Here is a 23,108-nt window from a genome sequence, read left to right as displayed (position 1 = left end):
AATAACATAATACCTTATACTACATGAAACCCAAATTAATACCTTATCTATACACCTTTAATTTGCAGAAAAATTATAGTTTAAAAAAAATAAATAAAGGGTTGTTCTCAAACTTATACCAATATTCAGATAATACGAGAATTTATTTTTTAGTAGAAAAGCACTTCAAAGAATTCCACAGTCTCAGGGAAAATACTAACCTCATGAATAATTTCCCTAAGCCCCTTTCTTTACTTATTTTAAAAAATTACCACTAAATCCTCTCTTCAATGTATCTAAAACAGATTGTTATTGGAGGTACATCGTTTATTAACGTATTCAAATAAAACAATATCTAAAATTAGTTTTTGAAATTGGATTTATTGATATTCAATATTTTAACCGTTTTTTTTTAAAATCAATAAGATATTTCTCTTAATTATTCTAGAATGTCATATTAAAAAGGAAATACTGACAATAGATTAGGAATAATCGTCTAGAAAAATCACGTATAACCTCATCATCTTTGTATTGTTAATTAATTAGAAACTAAAACAATATAAAATAGAAATAACTACAGAAATTCAAGTACTAGCAAAAGAACAGGTCGCCCCTAAGAAATCTTTAATCAATTAAATGACACATTTGGAGTGGTTCTATTTATAAACTAAGTAGATTATTCAAGTAACTCTTTAACTAGTTTTTTGACGTTCTCTTAAAATGCAGAGAAGAGCCAATTACAGCTGTTAATTTTCCTTTAACACACAGCCTGTAACATAAAAAAAATCTTGCTCTTTATAGAAAGAAAATATTAATCATGTTTAAAAATGTACCCTAATGAAAGAAATAAATAATATCGAAGAATATAAAGAAATTATAAATAGAGATAAGCCTGTATTGCTTGATTTTTATGCAGAATGGTGTGCTCCTTGCCAAACCTTACTTCCAATTTTAGAAAAATTGACTATTAAGTACAAATCAGATTTTATAATCGCAAAGGTTAACGTAGATAAGAATCGTGAATTGTCTCAAAAATTTTCAATTCGTAATATTCCAGCTTTATTTTTTATTCAAAATGGTGAAGTGAAAGAGAACATTACTGGTTTGCAAACAGAAAAAGAGTTGGACGAAAAAATTAATCAATACAAAGCGACAATATAAAAAATAATTAACTAAAAAAAATAAGAACATGAACAACGGAAATTTAATTATTAGAATTGGTTTTGGAATCCTTTTTATTTGGGGAGGTCTTGAGAAATTTATCGAAGGTTTTTTAGGTGGTGTTGGTTTAAACAACATGGCTGCATTTTTACAAAGCAGTGGACTTGCTTTTTTAGGTGAAACAGGAACTTACATTTTAGGAGCCATTATAGCTCTATTAGAATTAATTGCTGGTATTTTACTTATTATAAATAAAAAAGTGTTTTATTCTTATTCTTTTTTAGCATTTATAATGCTCATGGCCTTGGTGTTAGTTCATATTCCTTCAGGTAATTGGATGAATATAATGATACATATTACTTTATTATCAACATTAAGCGGATTAGCATTAAATGAAAAAGCTACTAAGTAATTAATAATATAAATAAAAGTCATTATATAAAAGAATGGAATATTACATATTCCGTTCTTTTTCATAAAAAAAACAGTATCTTATAGAAAAGGAATCTAATCCATAAACATATTAAATGAATATAATAACCCTTTATGGAGCCGACTGGTGTCCAGACTGTAGAAGAGCTAAAACGTATCTAAAAGAAAACGACATTGATTATGCTTATATAGATGTCGATATAGATAAAGAAGCAACATCAAAAGTAGAAATGATAAATAATGGAAAACGTATCATTCCAACCCTTATAATTAAAAACAAATCATATACAAATCCTGACAATGCTGAATTAGCATCTGTGTTGGGAATAAATCAAACTGGTCGGGTACAATTATTTGGAGCCGATTGGTGTCCCGATTGCAGAAGATCAAAAAGTTTTTTAAGAGATAATGGAATTAATTTTGAGTTTATTGATGTTGATGAGCATGAATGGGCAACACAAAAAGTGGAACTAATAAATAATGGAAAAAGAATTATTCCAACTATTTTAATTGATGATATCTCATATACAAATCCTGATAATGCAAAACTAACGGCGCTTCTTTCTATTGCTATTGAAAAAGAGCATAAAATCTTTGACACCATTATTATTGGAGGTGGAGCTGCTGGGTTAACAACTTCTATCTATACACAAAGAGATCGTTTTGATACTTTAATTTTAGAGAAATCTACTATTGGAGGTAATGCTTTTTTAACTGAGAAAATTGAAAACTATCCAGGGTTTCAATCTATTTCTGGACCAGAATTAATGGAAAAAATGGAAGAGCAAGCAAAAACATATGGAGCAACTATTAAAACTGGTGAAGAAGTTATTGCTATTGAAAAACAAGATGATATTTTCTCAATAAAAACAAAAAGTTCCACCTTTCTTGGAAAATCAGTCGTATTATCAACTGGTTCTACTTATCGAAAGTTAGGTATTCCTAACGAAGAAGAATTAATAGGTTCAGGAATTCATTTTTGCGCTACTTGTGATGGTGCTTTTTATAGAGATAAAGATATTATTGTTATTGGTGGCGGAAATTCAGCGTTAGAGGAAGGTATTTTTTTAGCAGGATTCTGTAAAAGCGTTAAGATTATTAATAAATCAAAGGAATTTAAAGCTTCTAAAACTTATATCGAAAAACTCTCTTCTATCGATAATATTACTACCTATATGAATAAAACATCTATTGAATTTATTTCAGGAGAAAACAAATTATTTAAAGCTTTAAAAGTTAGAGATAACGAGACCAATAAAGAACTTGATATTGCTGCTGATGGTGTTTTTATTTTTATTGGTTTAATTCCGAATACAACTTCTTTTAAAAAAGTTGTAGATTTAGATGATAGAGGATTTATTCAAACAACAGCTTTGGCTGAAACATCTATAAAAGGAATTTTTGCAGCAGGTGATTGTAGAGAGGGAGCTATTGCACAAGTAGCAGCTGCAACAGGAGAAGGTGTGTTAGCTAGTTACGGGATTAGAAATTATTTAAAATAAAATAAACTCCGATAGTTTTTTAATAAATTATTCAAAAAAACATCACTAGAAAAATTTCTACTAAAAAGTATAATCTTGCTAGATGAATTTAATACGAATCTATCATTTATAAATTAGTAATTATAAGATAAAATAAGCTATCGAAGTTTTTATAAATTTAAAATAAAATAAACTTCGATAGCTTTTATATTATTGAAATCAAGAGTTAACTCATCCAATTAGTTTTATCTTCTTTATTCCATTTGGTAGTAGTTTTTTTACTTTGTGTCCAAAATTCAATCGAGCTTTTCCCTGTGATGTCGCCCACTCCAAATTTTGATTCATTCCAACCTCCAAAAGAAAAAGGCTCTCTTGGCACAGGAACTCCAATATTAACCCCCACCATTCCTGCACTCGCTCTTTCTATTACCTGCTTTGCTAACCCTCCATTTTGCGTAAAAACCGCAGCCGCATTACCATAATTAGAGCCATTCTCTATTTTGATCGCCTGATCAAGATCTTTTGCTCTGATAATACTAATAACTGGACCAAATATTTCTTCTTTGGCTACAGACATATCTGTTGTTACATGATCTAAAATAGTTGGACCTACATAAAAACCAGTCTCCCCACCTTTGACAACTACATTTCTTCCATCTAGAATGACATTGGCCCCTGCTTGTTCTGCTTCTGTTATATACCGCTCAATACGTTCTTTGGCTTCTGCACTAATCACTGTACCTAAGTTTTCTCCAGGAATAATTGCCTTTGCTTCTTCTACCATTTTATCAATGATATGATCTATTTTATCAACCCCTACCATTACAGAGGCTGCCATACATCGTTGCCCTGCACAACCAGACATAGAAGCGACTACATTGGATGCTGTCATTTCTGTATTAGCATCAGGCAATACAATCAAATGATTTTTTGCTCCTCCTAAAGCTAGACAGCGTTTAAGATTTGAAGTTGCTTTTTGGTATACTATTTTAGCTACCGTAGTAGATCCTACAAACGTTACTGCTTTGATATCGGGGTGATCACAAATTGATTCTACCACTTCTTTACTTCCATTAATAACATTAAAAACACCTTGAGGTAAGCCTGCTTCTTTAAGTAATTGAGCTATTTTCATTACACTTAGAGGAACTTGCTCTGATGGTTTCATAATCATTGTATTTCCTAATACCAAAGCATTTGGGATTGTCCAGTGAGGTACCATATTAGGAAAATTAAAAGGAGTTATAGAAGCTACAACTCCCAGTGGTTTTTTTTCTATCTTACACGCTACCCCTTTACTTACTTCTTGTATTTCATTACATACAATTTGTGGGAGCGAAACTGCAAATTCACAGAGTTCTATTCCTTTTTCAACCTCTGCCTTTGCTTCACCAAAAGTTTTTCCGTTTTCTAACCGAATAAGATTAGATAATTCTTCTATATTTTCTTCCAATAGGTTTCTATATCTAAAAAATACCTGAACTCTCTCTTTCAATGTTAATTGTGACCATTTTACAAATGCTGTAGAGGCCGATTTAACAGCTTTATCTAATTGTTTCTTGGTGGATATGGGTACTCTAGATATACTGCCCCCATCCAGAGGGCTTATTACATCAATAGATGCTTCTTGATGTTGTTCAAAATCTCCATTAATAAAATTCTGAACAGTAAGTTGGTCTTGTACTAATTTCATAGCTAAATAATATTGTTTATGAGAATAACGGGTTTATCTTCTAAAACTTATCTATCCTGATTTATAAATAGATAAGAGGTCTCTAGAAAAGCAATGTATTGATTCAATACAATTTACATAATAGTATACTTATTTCTTGTAAAAATGATATAAGTCTATCCTCTTTGTAGAAATCTCTTTTATAATATAACACTTGATTAAAAGACTTCAAAACAAAGATTTAATACATAAAAATCAATATTCCTTTCTAGACAACCTCTTACTTAATAAAATGGCAATGTGTTTTACTTAAAATAAGTATCTAATAAAAGATTACTTGTTTATCACAATATCATATCGTGTACTTTCTACAATTATCATGACTTTACCGATAAGCTAGTGTTTCTACTACTTCCATTCCTCCTATTTTTTCAAAAGGCTTTTTTTATCTTATTATTTCTTTTGAATATTTTCTTATTTAGAGCGGAATAAAAGCGGCTACTTTATAAAATTCATCCGAGGTTCCTACATCTGTAGTCAATGTTGCTCCAGCCGATATTCTAAAAGATATACCTTTATCAAATTTCATTTTTACTGAACCACCCAGCCATTGATAAATTTTTACACTTCCTGATGCATCTTCTTGTCGTGTTATACCAAAAGATTCATAGAAAGCTCCCAATACAATCCTATCACTTACTTGTATTCCTGGCGCCGCCCAGTTTAATAAATAATCTTTGGTTACGATATCATCATCTTCTCGCAATGATTTATAATAAGCGATATATCCTTCAAAATCAAAAAGGCCATCATTGTAAGCTACAAATAGATTAGGTACTAACCCTTCTGCTATTTTTGTTCCTTCGCTATTGGATGAAAACTTACCATGAGAAATTCCCATAGATGGATTGAGATACAATTTCTTATTAAACATTTTAAACCCTAAACCTACTCCTGTTTCTAGCAACAGGTCGCTTCCTGAATCTAAATTTCCAAAAGAAGGGTTTGTCCAAAAGATGCTATATATAGTAATATCATAGCTTTTATTGGTTTCAAAATTACCAAAGAAGATAGGGTAAAATCCTGCAACACTATTATGCAGAATCTGAGTAGCAAAAGTTGCTTTCTTCTTTTCTTTTTCTTGTGCTTCTATAACATATGTAGACAATACTAGTATACATAGTGTGATTATGATTTTTTTCATGACCGAAGTTTATATTTTTAAAAATTGATTTATATATGTTGATATTGGCCTATAAGCTTCTTCTAGGTGTAAATGGTGTCCTCCATCTATTTGATGCACTGTTGCATTTTTGAACTGCTTGATTCGCGAAGTATACATTCCATCAGCAAACAATCCTTGTTTACCCAATACGATAAGAGTTTCACATTGTATATTCTTGATAAACAATTGTGCCTGTTGCTCTGTCATTCTATAACACTCAGACAATACAATCCTAGGGTCAAATCGCCATCTGTACCCCTGTGATACTTTTATTAATGATCGTTCTACCAAACACAGAGAAGCATCATAAGATATTTTACCTATTACATTATCCATTCTATCATGCACAGCTTCTTCTTTTGTTTTGAAGTACCCAACATCGGGGTCAGAAAAACCATATAATTTTGTTTTTCTTGCCATTTTTAGCTGTTGTACAGATTTTCTGAATTCTGTAACAATATTTTCCTCTTCTACCACAAAAGGTGCCCCCAATCCATCTATAAATATTAGCTTGGTAACTTTATTTGGCATTGCTCCTGCAATAATAGATGCTACTCCTGTTCCCATAGAATGCGCCAGAATAATACACTTTTTCCATCCTAGTTTTTCTATAACCTTGAGTGCATCTACGGCATAATCCCATAAATAATAAGATGTATCCTGAGTTCTGTGATCTGACCAACCATGTCCTGCCAGATCTATAGCAACAATGCATATATCATTTGATAACAGTGGTATTAATTTATCAAAAGAGTTTGCATTATCTAACCATCCGTGTATTGCTAATACAGGGGTACCACTTTGGTCCCCCCATATTTTTATAGCAATTCTAAAACCATCGATTTCGATAATTTTTTCGGTATATGCTACTGTTTCCATACTTATACAGTTGCTTTGGTTTTTACTTCTTCTAGCGCCATGTCTTTTAACTTAATTACATTAAATTTTCCATTTGGCGTTTTGGGCATGGATTTTATAATCCTTATATATTCTGGTACTTTATAGTTCTCCAGATCCCTTTTGCATAAGGTAATAATGGCTTCTTCTGTAGTTACTTGCCCATCGGTAAGCACTACAAAAGCAAACAATGCCTCCCCATAATCCTCATCTGGTACTCCTGTTACCAGTACAGCATTGATTTCTGGTATTGCGCTTATATAATCTTCTACTTCTTTTGGACTTACCTTTATTCCTCTGGATTTTATCATATGATCCATTCTTCCTTTAAAATAGAGATACCCATCTTCATCTAGCGAGCAATAATCTCCTGTATACAGTACTTTTTCTCCAGGAAAATTTCCTTCTTTTAGTTTCTCTGCTGTCTTCTCTGGTTTATTCCAATATCCTCGCATTACAGTAGCTCCACGAATAACTAGTTGACCTATTTGATTAGGTTCTTCTATTTTATTGTTATCATCATCAACCAACCATAATTCTGTATTCGGGATGGCGATCCCTACGCTATTTGGTTTTTTATCAATATCAGCAGGGGGCAGATAAGTACATCTTTTACATTCTGTAAGACCATACATAGAAAAAATACTTACATTAGGAAACAATGCTTTCACCATAGCAATGTTGGTTTCTGTGAGGGCTGCTCCTGTATTGGTTACAGCACGTATACTGGATAAATCCAATTGAGATTTTTTATTTTGCTCATGCAACATCATAACCATAGTAGGTACTGCAGGAAGAATTGTTGCCTGTTGTTCTCTTATTGTTTTTAATAAAAAGATAGGCCAGGTAAATTCCTTTTCTAGCAATAATGTTGCTCCTGTTGATACACACATAATCATTTGATATAATCCATAATCAAAAGATAATGGTAATGCGCACAGTACTTTATCATCTTTGGTATATCCTAAATATCCGTTTAATGAATTTGTTGCTGCAATCATATTTTGATGTGTAAGCATCACTCCTTTAGGTTCTCCTGTAGAACCTGATGTATATATGATAGCAGATAAATCAATACTTATTGTTTCTACAGGTATCACCTCTTGTTTTTTCTGAGATAGTATAGTACCCATATTAGTATATAACTGCTTAGAGGGTGTTTCTTTGCTGCCTGACAGAATTACTTTATGCAATTGTGAGCTTTCTAGCATTACCATATTTTGGCTTACAATCTCATGATTTGTAATCAATGCTACTGCTCCAGAATCATTCAGTATGTATTTTATTTTTTCAGATTTCAACTCTATTCCTACAGGTATAACTACAGCTCCTGCTTTGAGTATCCCCCAAAATGAGATTACAGTATCTATTGTATTTCCCAATAAGATAACTACCCTATCTCCTCTTTGTACTTGTATACTTTGAAGATAGTTAGCCAGTTTATCGGATAACACATCCAAATCCTTGAATGTATATGTATTCTTTGCCATAGACACAGCAATTTTATCAGGATATATTTGTGAGTTTCGGGTTAAAAAATTTTGAAGTAAGGGAATCATTTTTCTTTTGCTTTTAAATCATTACTATTTTTTTATATTCTTTCTTTACATCCTTACATTACGCTTAAAACAAAGCACAAAAGCTCCTTATGCGACAGCTATGCTATCAACAATAAAGCCTTGCGATGCTTGCAAAAAGGAAGATGAAAAATCAGAAAGAATTTTATGTCATTTTTGATCACAAAATGACACACTATAGGCACATACTCTTATCAAATAATGTGATTGAATATGTTTTACACATACCTAATTCTAAATTCTACAAAACATAGAAATTGAATTGATATAATAAGAGTAAGAAGTGCCCTTTTTGTTACTAAGAACACCTCTTACACATTGAGCTAATATTACTACACAATCTTAGCGTTATTTATTCACTAACCGAGAAGATCTATAGTCACTATCAACGTTTAATTATTAACTATACTGCTACTTGTAACTCAGACAGTACATAGTCATAAATTGCTTGCAAGGTATTGAAATGCCTTGCCTCTATTGTATCAGGGTTTACCTCAAAACCTTCTATATTATCTTCTAGAAATGTTAAAAAAAACATAGATGAAAGAGAATCTATTCCTAAATCGTTTTTGAGATGTGAATCTAATTGAATTTGTTCTTTCTTTAGATTAGCTATACTGTCTACTAATCCATCTTTTATAAGGTCTAAAATTTTATTTGTGTTCATCTTTTTTAGTTTAATACAGGTTCTTTTTTAAAATCTACTACTACTTGTCTGCTTATGATATCATCTGAGGTATCTTTATGTCTAATAAGGTGTACCTGATCATCATAAACCAACGCTTCTACGGGAAATCCATGACTATGAAAAAGTCCAGGAGAAGATGTCGATCCATATGCACCAGAGGCATTGATTACTAGAATATCTCCTTCTTTAACTTCTTTTAGCTTTATATTTCTACCGATAATATCATCTGGACTACATAATGGTCCAGCAACCTGGTATTCAAACTCTTCTAAATTGTCTGTAGCCGAAATATTTTCCATAGGGAAATTTCTTTTAACCACACGCCCAGAACCTGCGGAAGCAGAATGGCAATTCGTTCCACCATCTGTCACTACAAATGTTTTTCCGTGATTTATTTTTATGTTATTTACTCCTACAGCAAAATATCCTGCTGTACCAATAATAAATCTTCCTGACTCCATAATAATTCTTGTATCAGGATATTTTTTATGGAAATCACTAAACAGAGGTGTCATCAAATTTTTGAATTCTACAATATCTAATTCTTCTTGATTAGGGAAATATGGTATTCCCATTCCCCCACCAACATCAACCATAGAAAAGGTGGTGTTATATTTTTGACTTATCTGTTCATATAGCCCTAATATATATTTTGAATTTTCATATACAGATTGTGCATCTAATATATTGGTTCCATTATACACATGAATTCCTTTAATATTAATATTAGGCACGTTGAGATATGTTCCAAAATTGGCTATTGCATGTTTTTCATCGATACCAAATTGAGTAGGTCTACCTCCCATTTTCCATGGAGAACCTTTTGCAGAAAAATCAGGGTTTATTCTGATAGCAACATCTACCACTACTCCCGCTTCATTAGCAAACCTAGATACTCTTTTGAGCTCTGTTTCTGATTCTATAACTATAGCAAAAACGCCTAGCGAAATTGCTCTTTTAAGTTCATAATCTTTTTTACATGGACCGAGGTACACAATATCTTGCGGTGTTGAACCTGCTTTTAATGCGATCTCCATTTCTGTAATAGAACAAACTTCTGTACAAGCTCCTTTAGATCTTAATAATTTTACTAATGAAACGTTTGGATTGACTTTTAGGGCATAAAAAACGTCTACACAGTCGGGCAACGCATTGACCAACCTTTGATAATTTGACACTAACTTTTCTCCATCGTATATATAAGATGGGGTGCCGTGTTCTTTTACTGCTGCAATAATTTTTGATTTGTGTGTTTGCATAATAGCTTTAAATTGTTGTTAATAATTTTTCTTTTTCTTTATGGTAGCAGCTATACTACCGCATCTGGCATATTTTTCAACTTTTTATAAATAGTTTGATTGGCTATCCTTTTTTAAGGATGGATGTTTGGTGCTATCTCACAACTCTTCAAGCATCTACATTAAGTACATTTTTATGTACACCTATAGTTTTTAGTATTCTCTCTTTTATAAAGTTGTGATTTTCCAGCACAAGGAAACTACGCTGTTTTATAAAAGAAGCCAGGTTTAATTATTTGATATGATTACTTATCAGAATTAAACATATCATAATGAATAAGCCATTTTCCATTTTCTTTTTTCCATAAAATGATATAAGACCCCTCAAAAGTGTGCTCCTTTTTAGTATCTACAAAACCTAACATATGACATCTCTGAAAAGCAACATCCATCTCACCATAAAACTCTAATTCATCCTGATAGAATTCTACACGATCTACTCCTTTTACACTTTCTGTAAATTCTTTTTCTATATCTGCTCTTCCTAATCTAGGCTTTACTCCAGGTTTCATAAATACAGCTCCTTCTACGATATATTCTTCTGATATTCCTTTAGGATTTTTATTCTTCCATTTGGTCTCAAACCGTCTATCAGCAATATCTATCAATTTTGCCTGCTTTACTAAGTCTGCTTTGGTAACACTATTAGTTCCAAAATAACTCACTACTGAACTTTTATAGTCTATGGTAACTTTCTTAGACTTTGAAGAGTTAGAGAACGAAATTACAACTAGGGCTCCGATGACCAACGCTGTAACAAAAATCGATTTGTTCAAATTAATTCTTTTCATGATTGTGTGTAATTAAAAGATTATTAAATATTTACATTGATTTGAATATCGAAATTAGAGCAACAGGAAAAATACTCGTATAAAAAATCTAACACAAAATCTTCAATATATTTTATAAGAGAATGCTCATTTTATGGTTTTATAACAAAACAAATGAGTGTTATTCGTAAAAAATTACATTATTTTATAACAATATTTTAACAAACCGACCAGTTTATTGACGAATGATCTAAAAAAAACATACTAGAACGGGCTGATGAGTTTGGAATTATTGAACATTCTAAAAAGCAATGGAGCATATAAGAGTACAAGCTATACTAAAAATGAAGCGATCATACATAAAGGAGATATTGCCACACATTTATATGTTATTATAAGTGGTAGTGTAAAAATCAGTTATTTACATAGAAATGGGCAAGAGGTTATATTGGTTTTATTAAATCAAAATCAAACATTTGGTGGCAATGGAGCATTTCGTGATTTGGACACAAATTATATTTTCAAATCTGTTATTGAACCAACTGTTATTGAAATCTATTGCATGGATGATATCTATGAGATGATCAAAAAAAATCATAACCTGCAAAGGGATTTATTTAGAATCTGGGGAGAGAAGTATACGATGCTAGAGCAAAGAATCAGGGTTTTAAATATTAAATCTACTTTATTAAGGTTTATAGAAGTACTACTGGAGTTCAAAGAGAAATTTGGTTATTCATGTCCTGATACGAATGAAATAATAATCAATTCTCCTTTGGACCAGGAAGGAATTGCTAATTATATAAGAACAACTAGAGTTAGTGTTAATACAATTATACACCAACTCAAGTATGCTTCATTAATAGAATATGAAAAACAAAAAATCGTTTTAAAAAACGATTTTTTTGAGCACTATAAATCTATTGCTTATAATTTATAACCTAGAGAAAGTTGTATATTTCTAGTATTTCCTTTTGCTCCTCCAGGTATATTGCTATCATCTATCATATTTGATATCCCAAAACCATATCGTAAATCTGCAAAGAAATTCTCTGTTATATTAACCCCAATACCTGCAACTGCCGCTAAATTAAATGTATTAAAATTAGTTTCTGTAGAGGTGTTATCCTCCCATTCCCATATTTTGATTCCTGCTTGAGGTCCAATATGTACATTAAAACGATCTGAAATATTATATTTTATAAATACAGGTACTTGCAGATAATCTACACGTAAAGATTCATCATCATTACCAATAGCTGAATATTGAAATTCAGGTTGAAAGCTCCATTTTTCTGTAATTGGAAATTCTGCCAAAAACCCTGCAACTATTCCCAATCTACTGTCTTCTAAATTTTCTGGTATATCATCAGAACTAATTGAGCTTAAGTTTGCACCAATTCTAACTCCATAAGATGCTTCTTGAGCCTCAGAATTGAATGTTACAAACATTAAAAAAATTGTAGTGTATAGTATAACCTTACTCATAATTCCTGTTTTTTTGTCTTTTATTAAGGACGCAAAGTAATAGATTTTTGCCTAAACTATCTCTATCTGTAAAAATTATTACTTTACAAATCGATGAATTGTATGAATTATGACTTTTTATCGATTATTTAATTTCTCGTTATATAAAGATTTTATAATACCATCAGACAGCCCTATTTTTGGGACATATATCTCTCTAGAACTACTCCATTTCATTGCAGAAAGATATATTCTAACCGCGGGTAGAATAACATCTGCCCTATCTTGGTTTAAATTAAGTTGCCATATTCTTTCTTCATATGTCAAAGAATTCAGTAGTTTATAATAAGAGCTTAAATACAAGAAAGACAAAGATTTACCTATTTTTTTACCACTATTTTTAAAAATATTATTGATATTCCCTCCTGATCCTATGAGTGAGATTCTATTATAATTTTTGGTATTTTCCTTAATCCAATTTTCTACATCTTTCCAAATTGTGTCTGCTACCAAATTATTTAAAAGCCTTACCGTTCCTAACTTAAAAGATTTAGACACTATCGTATTACCATTATGGTATAAAGTAAATTCTGTACTCCCTCCTCCAACATCTACATATAAATACGTTGCATCTGTATTAACTAATTGATTGAGATCTGTCATTGCGATTATAGCAGCTTCATCCTTACCATCAATGATATCTATCTGAATTCCTGTTTTTTCTTTGACAAGTTCTACTATTTCATTACCATTTTTGGCTTCTCTCATTGCAGAGGTAGCACAAGCTTTATATCGTACAACTTTATGTGTTTTCATCAAAAGTTGATAAGCTTGCATGGTATCAACCATTCTTATAATATTCTCTTGCGATACTTTATTGCTCTTAAAAACGTCTGCTCCCAAACGAATAGGAACCCTGACTAAGCTCGTTTTTTTGAACCTTGTTTTTTTTCCTTCTTCTTCGTGAATACTACTGATTAATAGCCTTACAGCATTAGAACCAATATCAATAGCTCCATATTTTTCTATAGTTAACAAAATAATTAATTTCCTAGTTTTTTTAGATAATATTCATACGTAGCTATTTGAGATCTTACTTTTTTCTGATCATTAAGTATGTATGCATTATCTTGGTTTTTAGATAATTTTCTAGCTTTTACATTATCATTCCAACAAATATCAAAAGTCTCCATTAACTCTAATTTGATATCATTATCATATATAGGGCATGATATTTCTACTCGCCTATCCAGATTACGTGTCATCCAATCAGCAGAAGAAATGTATACTTTTGGTTCTCCTCCATTCTGAAATATAAACAATCGAGGGTGTTCCAAAAATTTATCAATCACACTAATTGCTCTGATATTTTCACTCATTCCAGGAATACCAGGTATTAAACAACAAATCCCTCTAATAATCAAATCTACCTTTACTCCTGCTCTACTTGCCTCATATAATTTATCTATCATTTCATAATCACTCAAACTATTTAGTTTTAATTTGATACCAGCTTCTTTTCCTTCTTTGACATTTTTTATTTCCTTGTCAATGAGTTTAACTAGTGAAGATCGTGTATAATGAGGAGAGACCAATAAATGCTTATATCTATTTATCTTATAATTGATTTCAAAAAACTTAAACACCTTATTGGTTTCTTTCAAAATCGCTTCATTGGTTGTGAATAATGTATAATCGGTATAGATTTTTGCGGTAGATTCATTAAAATTACCAGTGCTTATAAACCCATACCTTTTTAATTTTCCTTTTTCTTCTCGCTCAATCACACATGCTTTACAATGAACCTTGAGACCAGTAACCCCAAAAATAAGGTGCACTCCTTCTCTTTGCATTTTTTCTGCATATCTTATATTAGCAGCTTCATCAAAACGAGCTTGTAATTCAATTTGAACGGTTACATTTTTACCATTTTTGGTAGCATTTATCAACGAACTAGCAATATGAGAAATATTTGCTAATCTATATATTGTGATTTTTATACTCTTAACTTTAGGATCTATCGCAGCTTCTCTAAGAAATTTTACTACATAAGAGAATGTATGATAAGGAGTATATTGCAAAAAGTCTTTTTTTGCAATTTTATCCAATAAACTTCCTTGTAAAACAAGTCCTGGTATCGCCAGCGGTTTTATGGGTTGATATACCAAGTTTGTATTTCCTAGATCAGGAAAATTCATATAATCTCTACGATTATGATATCTTCCTCCAGGAATAATACTATCTGTATTATCTATTCCCATTTTTTCCATCAAAAAACTAAGGGTATCTTTCTCTATCGTTTTATCATATACAAATCGTACTGGTTCACCATCTCTTCTAGATTTTACACTACTTGATATTTTTTGAATAAAACTTTTGCTTAGATCATTATCAACATCTAACTGTGCGTCTCTTGTAATTTTGATCATATGAGCAGAGGCTTTTATATAATCAAAAATGCTAAAGTTAATATGCATACAGTATCGTATCAAATCATCTAACATGATGATAAATTGTTTCCCATCTTTTTCTGGTAATACAACAAATCGTTCTGTATTTTTAGGAATCTCTATAAGTGCATAAATTTTCTCTTTGGTAGTTTGTTGTAATATTTTGGATATTCTGCCTTCTTTAGGTACTTTTTCTTTTAGTACAAGTTTTACAGCCAAATAAGCTACGCTATCTTTGAGGTGGGGAAACTTCTCTAGATCATTAAGAATATAAGTAACTAATGCGGGACTTACTTTGGTGACAAAATAATTACGAATAAAAGCATCTTGATCTTCGGTTACCTGATTTTCGTCAATTATATATATATAATGTTTCTCTAGCTCATTTTTTATACTATTAATTGTTTTCAGGCTAGTAGCTTGCTGTTTGATAACAATATTGGTAATTTTTTCCAATAATTCACTTGCTGTAGACCCCTTAAGTACATTTTTTCCATCTTTGCCTGCTTGATCGATTCTTTTTATGGTAGCATATCGTACTTTAAAGAATTCATCCAGATTATTAGAGAATATCCCAATAAAGCGTAGTCGCTCTAATAAAGGTACTTTATCATCTGCAGCCTCTTGTAATACTCTGGCATTAAACTGTAGCCAACTTAACTCTCTATTAATATATTGATTGCTTTCATTTTCCTTCATTATCGCAAAGATTTAGGAAAAAGTGTTAATAAGGTATTTCCGACAGATATATCTTGCCATTCTTTTACGTCAAATTCTATAGCAACCACTCCTGCAGTTGGCAGATTATCTATACGTTTATTCCCAAAAAAATTTACAATTGAAGTAAATCCGTGATTATGTCCAAATACCATTAATGTATCAATAGAAGCCTCGCATTTCTTTACTTCGTCCATTACCTGATTTCCAGAAAAATCGTATAAATCAGGTGCAATAAAAAATTTAGTTTCAGGGATTTCTAAATGTTTTAAGATTATATCTGCTGTCATTCGTGTTCTCTTTGCAGGGCTACATAAAACTTTGTCTATAGGTTTTATCAATGATTTTAATTCTTTTCCTATCAATTCTGCATCATTCATTCCTCTATTATTCAATGGCCTCTTATCATCTGATACATCAAACTCCCAAGAAGATTTAGCATGTCTTATTAAATATAAAGTTTTCATGAAGCTTATACCTTTTGTAAAAATCAAGTTATTTTATACAAGTTTAAGAATTCGATTTTACAAATCTTACTAATAAGAGTACAAAATTATTTTTAGTTCAATACACAAGTAAAGAATTTTGATATCCTATATTTTTAATAAAGAAATTATATAATTATCAAAATATCATCTAAAATAATGAAAATGAAGACCATAAAGAACTGGTTTTAATCGATAAAAACAGTATTTACATCGAAAACATTACTTTTTCCTTATGTAATTAAATGTTAAAATATAAATTTACGTACGGTTTTCCCTTAAATCAGAATGTTTTCCCCCAAACATTATGTACACAAACTAATCATAATATCAAGTTAGGGTTATAAAAAAACAAAAAAAGTGGAAAAAGTGATTACTATACATAGAGATTATTCGTTGTTACAAAGCTTTTGGCTATTTGCCTTCATATATTGCTTTGGATGTTCCATTATATATGGTCAGGTAGAAGTACCTCTTAAAAAACGAACCGAGTTAACGCTTAAAGGAGATTTCAAATTTGTTTCAAATACTATTTTAGGTAAAGTCAGCAATGATGACGGATCACAGATATTTGATCCAAATAAAAGCTACAACAATGGTGGTTTGAATAATCAATTCAAGATGGGATTCATTGATATTGATACAGATCAAACAACTTTTAATTCTAGTAGTGCTGATCTTGCTATTGATTCTGATTGTAGTGCAATAAAGCATGTAGGGTTATACTGGACTGCTGCATATGCAGATCATGATAGAAAACATGATATAACCTCTATAAAAATAAAATATCCTGGGCAAGAAGAATACACATCTATTACTGATGGAGAAATTATACATGATTATTACAAAGATGCTGAATCAATGTTTAAACAGTATTCTTGCTACAAAGATATTACTCAAGATGTCTTACGCTTAAAAAGTCCTTTGGGCACATATACAGTTGCTAATATTCCAGCTACAACTACTGAGATTAATGACGATCAAACTTTAGGAAATGGTCTTGCTGGTGGATGGACTATGGTAGTCATCTATGAAGATGATGCAAAACCTAGAAAAAGATTCTATGTATATGATGGATTTGTAAACATTGACTCCAAAGCTAAACCTGTTGCTTTTTCTTTTAATAATTTTCAAACTATACCTAATGGAGCTGTACATGGTAAAATTGGTGTAATCGCTTATGAAGGAGACAAAGGAATTATAGGAGACCGCTTTCAGGTTATGTCTAATGAGACTAATAAATACAAAAGTCTTGCTGATGGAGTGAACCCTATGAATAATTTCTTTAATGCAAATATTACCGAAAATGGTAAGAATGTAACTACTAGGGTGCCTGCTAGTCAAAATACTTTAGGGTATGATGCTGATTTATTTGATATAAAGAATATACGAAATAGCATTATCGGTAATAATCAAACTGCTGCCAAATTTAGATTATCTACCAATAATGATGGATATTCTGTAATGGGTGTTGCCTTTAGTGTAGAAATATATGAGCCTGCAATCAATATTATAAAAAGATCTAGATATGCAGATAACAACGCATATATACACCCTAATGATGTTTTAGCTCCTAAACAAGAAATAACATATAGTTTAACCATATATAATGATGGTAATGACAATGCCAAAAACACCATTATAAAAGATGTTTTACCAAAAAATGTTGTTTTTTCAGAAAAATCACTCGTGCTTCCAACCAAGAAGATTAAAGTAAAATATGATAAGGGGTCTAGAACTTTAAATTTTATTGTACCAAATAAAATGGTAAAGACTGATAGTGAACCTTTCAAAATCAGCTACAACGTACTTGTAGATACTAGTTGCGAATCTATTAATGTCATTGATGATATTATGATCGTAGACCAACCTGTTAGTGCTGAGTTTAATGGTACTCTTAATGAAACTATAAAATACTCAAAAGGATACAATCATATTAACTCTTGTGGATTACCCGATTACTATAAGTTCAAATTAGCTATTGATATCAGTGAAATGAATTGCCCAAATGCTAGTAGATTAGCTTCTATTCCTAAAAAAAGAATGAATAGTGAATTTACCGCAGTAATACCAGGAGATATAGACAATTTAAATAAATCTAATAATACAGAAAGTGGTGGGATTACTCCTGGAGATATTGTTCAAACAAACACAACTCCAGAATCTGATTTAAAATCAGATATGAAATTGAGTAAAACCATTAACGATTTGATAAACCTAAATGAAATATACTTTGAGTTTGATAAATGGGACATTACCAACAAAGCTGAAGTAGAATTGGATAAGGTTGTTGATATTATGAATAATGATTACCCGAATATGGTTATCAAAATAGAGACACACTCTGATAGCCGTGGTGAAAAAAACTACAATCTTACATTATCACAAAAAAGAGCTGAATCAATCTACAATTATTTATTGAGCAAAAATATTTCTAAAAATAGAATTCTTTCTTACGTAGGTTTTGGAGAAACTAGACCCGTAAATGATTGCAAAGATGGACAAGATTGCTCTGAAGATCAGTATAAAAAGAATAGGAGATCTAGTTTTGTAATTATGTAATTATTTATTTAACCTTAAAATTTTAGTTAGTTATATCTACTAAGGTGCTAATCGCTCAATAAGCCAATTATTTGTTTCTTGATCAGAAGAAAACCGAATACGATCGTGTAGCCTATTTGCTCTACCTTGCCAAAACTCAAACTCAACAGGAGATACACAATACCCTCCCCATGATGTTGGTTTTTGTATTTCTTTATCTTTATATTCTTCTTCAAGTGTCTGTAATCTTGTTTCTAGTACTTCTCTAGAACCTATGACCTGGCTCTGATCAGAAACTAAAGCTCCTAGTTGACTTCCTCTTGGACGCGATAAAAAGTAACGCAAGCTCAATTCTTCTTCTACTTTTGCTGCTACTCCTTTAATTATAACTTGTCGTTCTAAATTGGGCCAAAAAAATGAAATACACACTTTATTATTATTCGCTATAGCTTTCCCTTTTTCTGAAGTATAATTCGTGTAAAAAACAAACCCATCTACATCAAATTGTTTCAATAATACAATTCTGGCTTTTGGATAACCATCTAATCCTGTAGTAGTAACCGTCATAGCATTGGCTTCATCAACTCCTCCTGCCGCTTCTACTTCTTTAAACCAGTCAGCAAATAAAGTAAAAGGAGATGTTGGGATATTTTTTTCTTCCAAAAAACTCTTCTCGTATGATTTTCTATATGAAGTGAGATCTCTATTCATTTATAAACTTTTTATATGGTAAAATATAGTTATATTTTTTTTGGCAATTTATAAATTAATTTATTAATAAGTCTTTACATTCTCTTATAATTAAAACGGAAGATATACCTAAAAGATTGTCTTTATTAAGAAAAGAAAGTAATCAATACCCCTTAATAAAGAAGCTTTTATATTTTTTAGACAACAATAGTAACACTATTTTAAACTATAATTAAATTCAAATCTCAAAAACCTTTCCATCATCAGCAACTTCAACTTGATCAAATACTGTTTTCGCTTCTTCTTTAAAAAGCTCAATATTTTCATATCGTGTAGAATAATGTCCTAAAATCAGCTTTTTTACATTTGCTTTTTTTGCAATTGTAGCAGCCTCAATAGCAGAACTATGCCCTGTTTTTGCACATAAATGTTTATGACTTTCTAAAAATGTAGATTCATGATATAAAGCAGTAGCATTTTTAATCAAAGAAATCTTTTCTTCATCATATTTAGTATCACTACAATACGCATAACTCTTAGTAGCCTTAGGAGGCTCCGTAAGCTCTTTATTAGAGATAACAGTACCATCATCTAAAACCACATCATTTCCTTTTTTTATAGATCTGTAATATGCTGTATGGATATTATAATCAGATACTTTATCAATCAATAAAACTCTATCTCCTTCTTTTTCCTGAAACAAAAAACCATTGCAATATACTCTATGTTGTAATGGTATGGTACGCACTACTACTTTTTCATCTTCAAAAACAATTTCAGACTCAGGATTATCCAACTCATGAAAACGTAATGGAAAATCAGTCCAAGAGTTAGAAAGTTTTAACTGCAAAGTAATTATTTCTTTGATTCCTTTTGGTCCATGAATATGAAGTGGAGTATCTCTTTTAAGCAATCTAAAGGTAGACACCAGACCTATCAATCCAAAAAAATGATCTCCGTGCAAGTGAGAGATAAAAATATGCTTTATTCTAGAAAATTTAATTTTATTACGTCGTAATTCTACTTGAGTTCCTTCTCCACAATCAATCAAAAAAATATGATTGTTTATATCTAAAACCTGAGAAGTAGGGTTTGTAAATGTTCTGGGAGTTGCAGAATAGCAACCTAAAATCGTAAGTTTCAAAATTGTTTTTCCTCTTTATTAAATAAGTCGTGAATATACTCTAATCGTAGTTATAAACCTATCTAGCGACCAAAAGAATCAAAAGATGTCAACAAAGATATATAGCCTTTTACATCAAGGTTTCTTCTATACCCAGTTGCTCCCAAGACAGTACCATCATTATTTAGAACCAAAATAACAGGAAAAGACATTCTTTTATTATATTTTCTGGCTAAGGCTTTATTTTTACTTCGTTGAATTGCTGTCAGCTTATTTTTTCTTCGTTTTGGAAAATCTGCTTTTACCCAAACAAAATTCTTACCAGCATATTCTATAAATTCTTTATCAGATAAAATATATTTTTCTAACCTCATACAAGGAGGACACCAGTCTGATCCTGTAAAAAGCAATACAATATTCTGATCTTTTTCTTTGGCAAGTGTAGTCGCTTCTTCAAAATCATATTTCCAATCTTGAGCATTGGTATGATTACAAAAAAGAACTAAAAATAATACTATAATAATCGGGGCGAATTTATTCATAGTATATCAGACGAAAAACATTAACAATGATTACAAAGTAAATGTTTTTTTAAAACCCTAAATCTCTTTCTATTTCCTCCATTTCAACTAGATCATATGCTTCTTGTAGTGTGGGAACAATAGTCATATCGTTTGAAACATCATCATAAGAGATCTTATCGGTAACTATCACAAATGAATGTTTAGTATTCTTATGTTTATTTGACAATAGCAAAAACTCATTAACATCATCGATAGAAATCTGTTTTAATGTAAATAAATTAATAATAATATTATCATTCTTAAGAGATTCATACTTGTTTTCAAGACCTTTTACAAAATCAATAATTGTGGTTTTCTCTTGTGTTACTATTGTGGTAGTACCTTCTTTATTAAATATCATACGTTATCGTTTAATTTTTGACGCTAAAAGATATATTACAGCCATTCGCACTGCTACCCCATTTTGTACCTGATCCAATATAATGGCTTGATCAGAATCAGCAACATCGCTCGTGATTTCTACTCCACGATTGATTGGTCCTGGGTGCATGATTACAATTTCTTTATCTAAACTTTCCAATAACTTTTTATTCACCCCAAATTGTTGGGTATACTCTCTAGTCGAAGGAAAATAACTGATTTCCATTCTTTCATTTTGTACTCGCAACATATTTGCGACATCACACCATTCTAAGGCTTTCTTGAGGTTTGTTTCTACCTTAACACCTAACTTTTCTATATAAGTAGGTAGTAATGTTTTTGGCCCACAAACTCTTACTTCTGCTCCTTGCAGTTTTAATGCGAATATATTAGAAAGCGCCACTCTTGAATGCAAAATATCTCCTACTATTACAACCTTCTTTCCGCCTACGTCTCCCAATCGTTCTCTAATAGAATAAGAATCTAGCAATGCCTGTGTTGGGTGCTCATGTGCTCCATCTCCTGCATTTACAATACTAGCATCTACATGCCTAGAAAGAAAAACTCCTGCTCCTGGATTAGGATGTCTCATAACTACCATATCAACTTTCATAGAAAGAATATTGTTTACGGTATCAATAAGAGTTTCTCCTTTTTTTACAGAAGACGACGCTGCAGAAAAATTAACCACATCTGCAGAAAGACGTTTCTCTGCCAATTCAAAAGATAATCTTGTTCTTGTACTATTCTCAAAAAAAAGATTCGCAATGGTTATATCTCTAAGCGAAGGAACCTTTTTAATTGGACGATTTATTACTTCTTTAAAGTGATCGGCAGTTTCAAAGATCAGATTAATATCATCATTATTCAGATATTTTATTCCTAATAAGTGATTTACACTTAATTCGCTCATTCGTTTAAATTTATAATTTGAAATAAAGAACCATTTCGAGAAACTTTAATCATTAATCAAATATATAGCATCTTCTCCTTCATTCTCCTGCCAATGCACCTTTACTTTTTCTTGATTTATTGCATCTACCTGACGACCTCTATAATTAGGTTGTATTGGTAAATGCCTACTAAAACGTCTATCTATAAGTGTTAGCAGTTCTATTTCTTGCGGCCTACCAAAAGATTGTACCGCAGTAAGAGCTGATCTAATACTTCGTCCTGTATACAATACATCATCGATAAATACAATTCGCTTATCTTCGACTACAAAATCAATATGGGTCTTATTAGCTTCAAGAGTCTTTTCTCCTCTCCTAAAATCATCTCTATAAAATGTTATATCAAGATAACCTAATTGTATATCATTAACATGATAATCATCAATTAAAATTTTCTTGATACGATCTGCTAAGAAAACACCTCTCGGTTGAATCCCAATTAATACAGTATCTTCAAAATGAGTATGATTTTCTATTAATTGACAAGCCAAACGATGCAGGATTATATCAATCTCTTTTGCACTAAGTAGTAGTTTTTGACTCATAATCTCCAAATGG

The 23,108-nt window shown here is 31.1% G+C and carries 22 protein-coding genes; 5 read left to right on the top strand and 17 right to left on the bottom strand.

The window, feature by feature from the left end; translation table 11 throughout:
- Nucleotides 1-816 precede the first annotated feature (816 nt).
- From trxA to DG508_RS12355, 3 genes are all read left to right on the top strand, one after another.
- A complete protein-coding gene (trxA, locus tag DG508_RS12365) occupies nucleotides 817-1,140 on the top strand; it encodes a thioredoxin (RefSeq protein WP_108868437.1) in 324 nt (107 codons plus the stop codon).
- A 28-nt stretch (nucleotides 1,141-1,168) separates the two neighbouring features.
- Nucleotides 1,169-1,552 (top strand): DoxX family protein, encoded by a 384-nt coding sequence (locus DG508_RS12360; protein ID WP_108868436.1) that lies wholly within the window; start codon nucleotides 1,169-1,171, stop codon nucleotides 1,550-1,552.
- Nucleotides 1,553-1,667: 115 nt separating this feature from the next.
- A complete protein-coding gene (locus tag DG508_RS12355; RefSeq protein WP_108868435.1) occupies nucleotides 1,668-3,074 on the top strand; it encodes an FAD-dependent oxidoreductase in 1,407 nt (468 codons plus the stop codon).
- A gap of 205 nt (nucleotides 3,075-3,279) precedes the next feature.
- Here DG508_RS12355 and DG508_RS12350 read toward each other — a convergent pair whose 3' ends face one another.
- The 7 genes from DG508_RS12350 to DG508_RS12320 all read right to left on the bottom strand — a co-directional run bounded on the left by DG508_RS12350 (nucleotide 3,280) and on the right by DG508_RS12320 (nucleotide 11,201).
- A complete protein-coding gene (locus DG508_RS12350) occupies nucleotides 3,280-4,746 on the bottom strand; it encodes a CoA-acylating methylmalonate-semialdehyde dehydrogenase (protein WP_103864194.1) in 1,467 nt (488 codons plus the stop codon).
- A gap of 457 nt (nucleotides 4,747-5,203) precedes the next feature.
- Nucleotides 5,204-5,929 carry a DUF6733 family protein gene (locus DG508_RS12345; RefSeq protein WP_108868434.1) on the bottom strand — a complete coding sequence of 242 codons (726 nt, stop codon included), beginning with the start codon at nucleotides 5,927-5,929 and terminating at the stop codon, nucleotides 5,204-5,206.
- Between the two features lie 9 nt (nucleotides 5,930-5,938).
- Nucleotides 5,939-6,829 carry an alpha/beta fold hydrolase gene (locus DG508_RS12340; RefSeq protein WP_108868433.1) on the bottom strand — a complete coding sequence of 297 codons (891 nt, stop codon included), beginning with the start codon at nucleotides 6,827-6,829 and terminating at the stop codon, nucleotides 5,939-5,941.
- A 2-nt stretch (nucleotides 6,830-6,831) separates the two neighbouring features.
- Nucleotides 6,832-8,406 (bottom strand): class I adenylate-forming enzyme family protein, encoded by a 1,575-nt coding sequence (locus tag DG508_RS12335; protein WP_108868432.1) that lies wholly within the window; start codon nucleotides 8,404-8,406, stop codon nucleotides 6,832-6,834.
- A gap of 421 nt (nucleotides 8,407-8,827) precedes the next feature.
- Nucleotides 8,828-9,091 (bottom strand): acyl carrier protein, encoded by a 264-nt coding sequence (locus tag DG508_RS12330; RefSeq protein ID WP_108868431.1) that lies wholly within the window; start codon nucleotides 9,089-9,091, stop codon nucleotides 8,828-8,830.
- 5 nt (nucleotides 9,092-9,096) lie between these two features.
- A complete protein-coding gene (locus DG508_RS12325) occupies nucleotides 9,097-10,371 on the bottom strand; it encodes a type III PLP-dependent enzyme domain-containing protein (protein ID WP_108868430.1) in 1,275 nt (424 codons plus the stop codon).
- 284 nt (nucleotides 10,372-10,655) lie between these two features.
- Nucleotides 10,656-11,201, bottom strand: coding sequence for a YybH family protein (locus DG508_RS12320; RefSeq protein ID WP_108868429.1), 546 nt, complete (start codon nucleotides 11,199-11,201; stop codon nucleotides 10,656-10,658).
- A gap of 256 nt (nucleotides 11,202-11,457) precedes the next feature.
- Between DG508_RS12320 and DG508_RS12315 the strand changes: the two genes are divergently transcribed.
- Complete coding sequence (locus DG508_RS12315) at nucleotides 11,458-12,120, top strand: Crp/Fnr family transcriptional regulator (protein ID WP_108868428.1); 663 nt, start codon at nucleotides 11,458-11,460, stop codon at nucleotides 12,118-12,120.
- On the opposite strand, the gene DG508_RS12310 is transcribed toward DG508_RS12315, so the two are convergent.
- The 4 genes from DG508_RS12310 to DG508_RS12295 form a co-directional block, all read right to left on the bottom strand.
- Complete coding sequence (locus tag DG508_RS12310) at nucleotides 12,108-12,668, bottom strand: porin family protein (protein ID WP_108868427.1); 561 nt, start codon at nucleotides 12,666-12,668, stop codon at nucleotides 12,108-12,110. The genes DG508_RS12315 and DG508_RS12310 overlap by 13 nt on opposite strands.
- A gap of 117 nt (nucleotides 12,669-12,785) precedes the next feature.
- Entirely contained in the window at nucleotides 12,786-13,685 is a 900-nt protein-coding gene (locus DG508_RS12305; RefSeq protein WP_108868426.1) for a Ppx/GppA phosphatase family protein, read from the bottom strand.
- A 5-nt stretch (nucleotides 13,686-13,690) separates the two neighbouring features.
- Nucleotides 13,691-15,796 carry a polyphosphate kinase 1 gene (gene ppk1 / locus DG508_RS12300; protein ID WP_108868425.1) on the bottom strand — a complete coding sequence of 702 codons (2,106 nt, stop codon included), beginning with the start codon at nucleotides 15,794-15,796 and terminating at the stop codon, nucleotides 13,691-13,693.
- Nucleotides 15,796-16,281, bottom strand: coding sequence for a SixA phosphatase family protein (locus DG508_RS12295; RefSeq protein WP_108868424.1), 486 nt, complete (start codon nucleotides 16,279-16,281; stop codon nucleotides 15,796-15,798). The genes ppk1 and DG508_RS12295 overlap by 1 nt, the downstream gene beginning before the upstream one ends.
- A 378-nt stretch (nucleotides 16,282-16,659) precedes the next feature.
- On the opposite strand from DG508_RS12295, the gene DG508_RS12290 reads away from it, so the two are divergent.
- Nucleotides 16,660-18,861, top strand: a complete 2,202-nt coding sequence (locus tag DG508_RS12290) for an OmpA family protein (RefSeq protein WP_108868423.1) — start codon at nucleotides 16,660-16,662, stop codon at nucleotides 18,859-18,861.
- Nucleotides 18,862-18,900: 39 nt separating this feature from the next.
- Here DG508_RS12290 and pdxH read toward each other — a convergent pair whose 3' ends face one another.
- The 6 genes from pdxH to pyrR all read right to left on the bottom strand — a co-directional run bounded on the left by pdxH (nucleotide 18,901) and on the right by pyrR (nucleotide 23,095).
- Nucleotides 18,901-19,551, bottom strand: coding sequence for a pyridoxamine 5'-phosphate oxidase (gene pdxH, locus DG508_RS12285; protein WP_108868422.1), 651 nt, complete (start codon nucleotides 19,549-19,551; stop codon nucleotides 18,901-18,903).
- Nucleotides 19,552-19,768: 217 nt separating this feature from the next.
- A complete protein-coding gene (locus DG508_RS12280; protein WP_108868421.1) occupies nucleotides 19,769-20,674 on the bottom strand; it encodes a ribonuclease Z in 906 nt (301 codons plus the stop codon).
- 62 nt (nucleotides 20,675-20,736) lie between these two features.
- On the bottom strand, nucleotides 20,737-21,195 hold the full coding sequence (locus DG508_RS12275; protein WP_108868420.1) for a thioredoxin family protein: 459 nt from the start codon (nucleotides 21,193-21,195) through the stop codon (nucleotides 20,737-20,739).
- 49 nt (nucleotides 21,196-21,244) lie between these two features.
- On the bottom strand, nucleotides 21,245-21,577 hold the full coding sequence (locus DG508_RS12270; RefSeq protein WP_108868419.1) for a ribonuclease Z: 333 nt from the start codon (nucleotides 21,575-21,577) through the stop codon (nucleotides 21,245-21,247).
- Between the two features lie 3 nt (nucleotides 21,578-21,580).
- Nucleotides 21,581-22,510, bottom strand: coding sequence for an aspartate carbamoyltransferase catalytic subunit (locus DG508_RS12265; RefSeq protein ID WP_108868418.1), 930 nt, complete (start codon nucleotides 22,508-22,510; stop codon nucleotides 21,581-21,583).
- Nucleotides 22,511-22,555: 45 nt separating this feature from the next.
- The gene (gene pyrR / locus DG508_RS12260) at nucleotides 22,556-23,095 is read right to left on the bottom strand and encodes a bifunctional pyr operon transcriptional regulator/uracil phosphoribosyltransferase PyrR (protein WP_108868417.1); all 540 of its coding nucleotides are present in this window, start codon (nucleotides 23,093-23,095) and stop codon (nucleotides 22,556-22,558) included.
- Nucleotides 23,096-23,108: the final 13 nt, after the last annotated feature.

Source organism: Aquimarina aquimarini, from assembly GCF_900299535.1.
Taxonomy (GTDB): domain Bacteria; phylum Bacteroidota; class Bacteroidia; order Flavobacteriales; family Flavobacteriaceae; genus Aquimarina; species Aquimarina aquimarini.
This window is presented reverse-complemented; position numbering and strand designations above follow the sequence as displayed.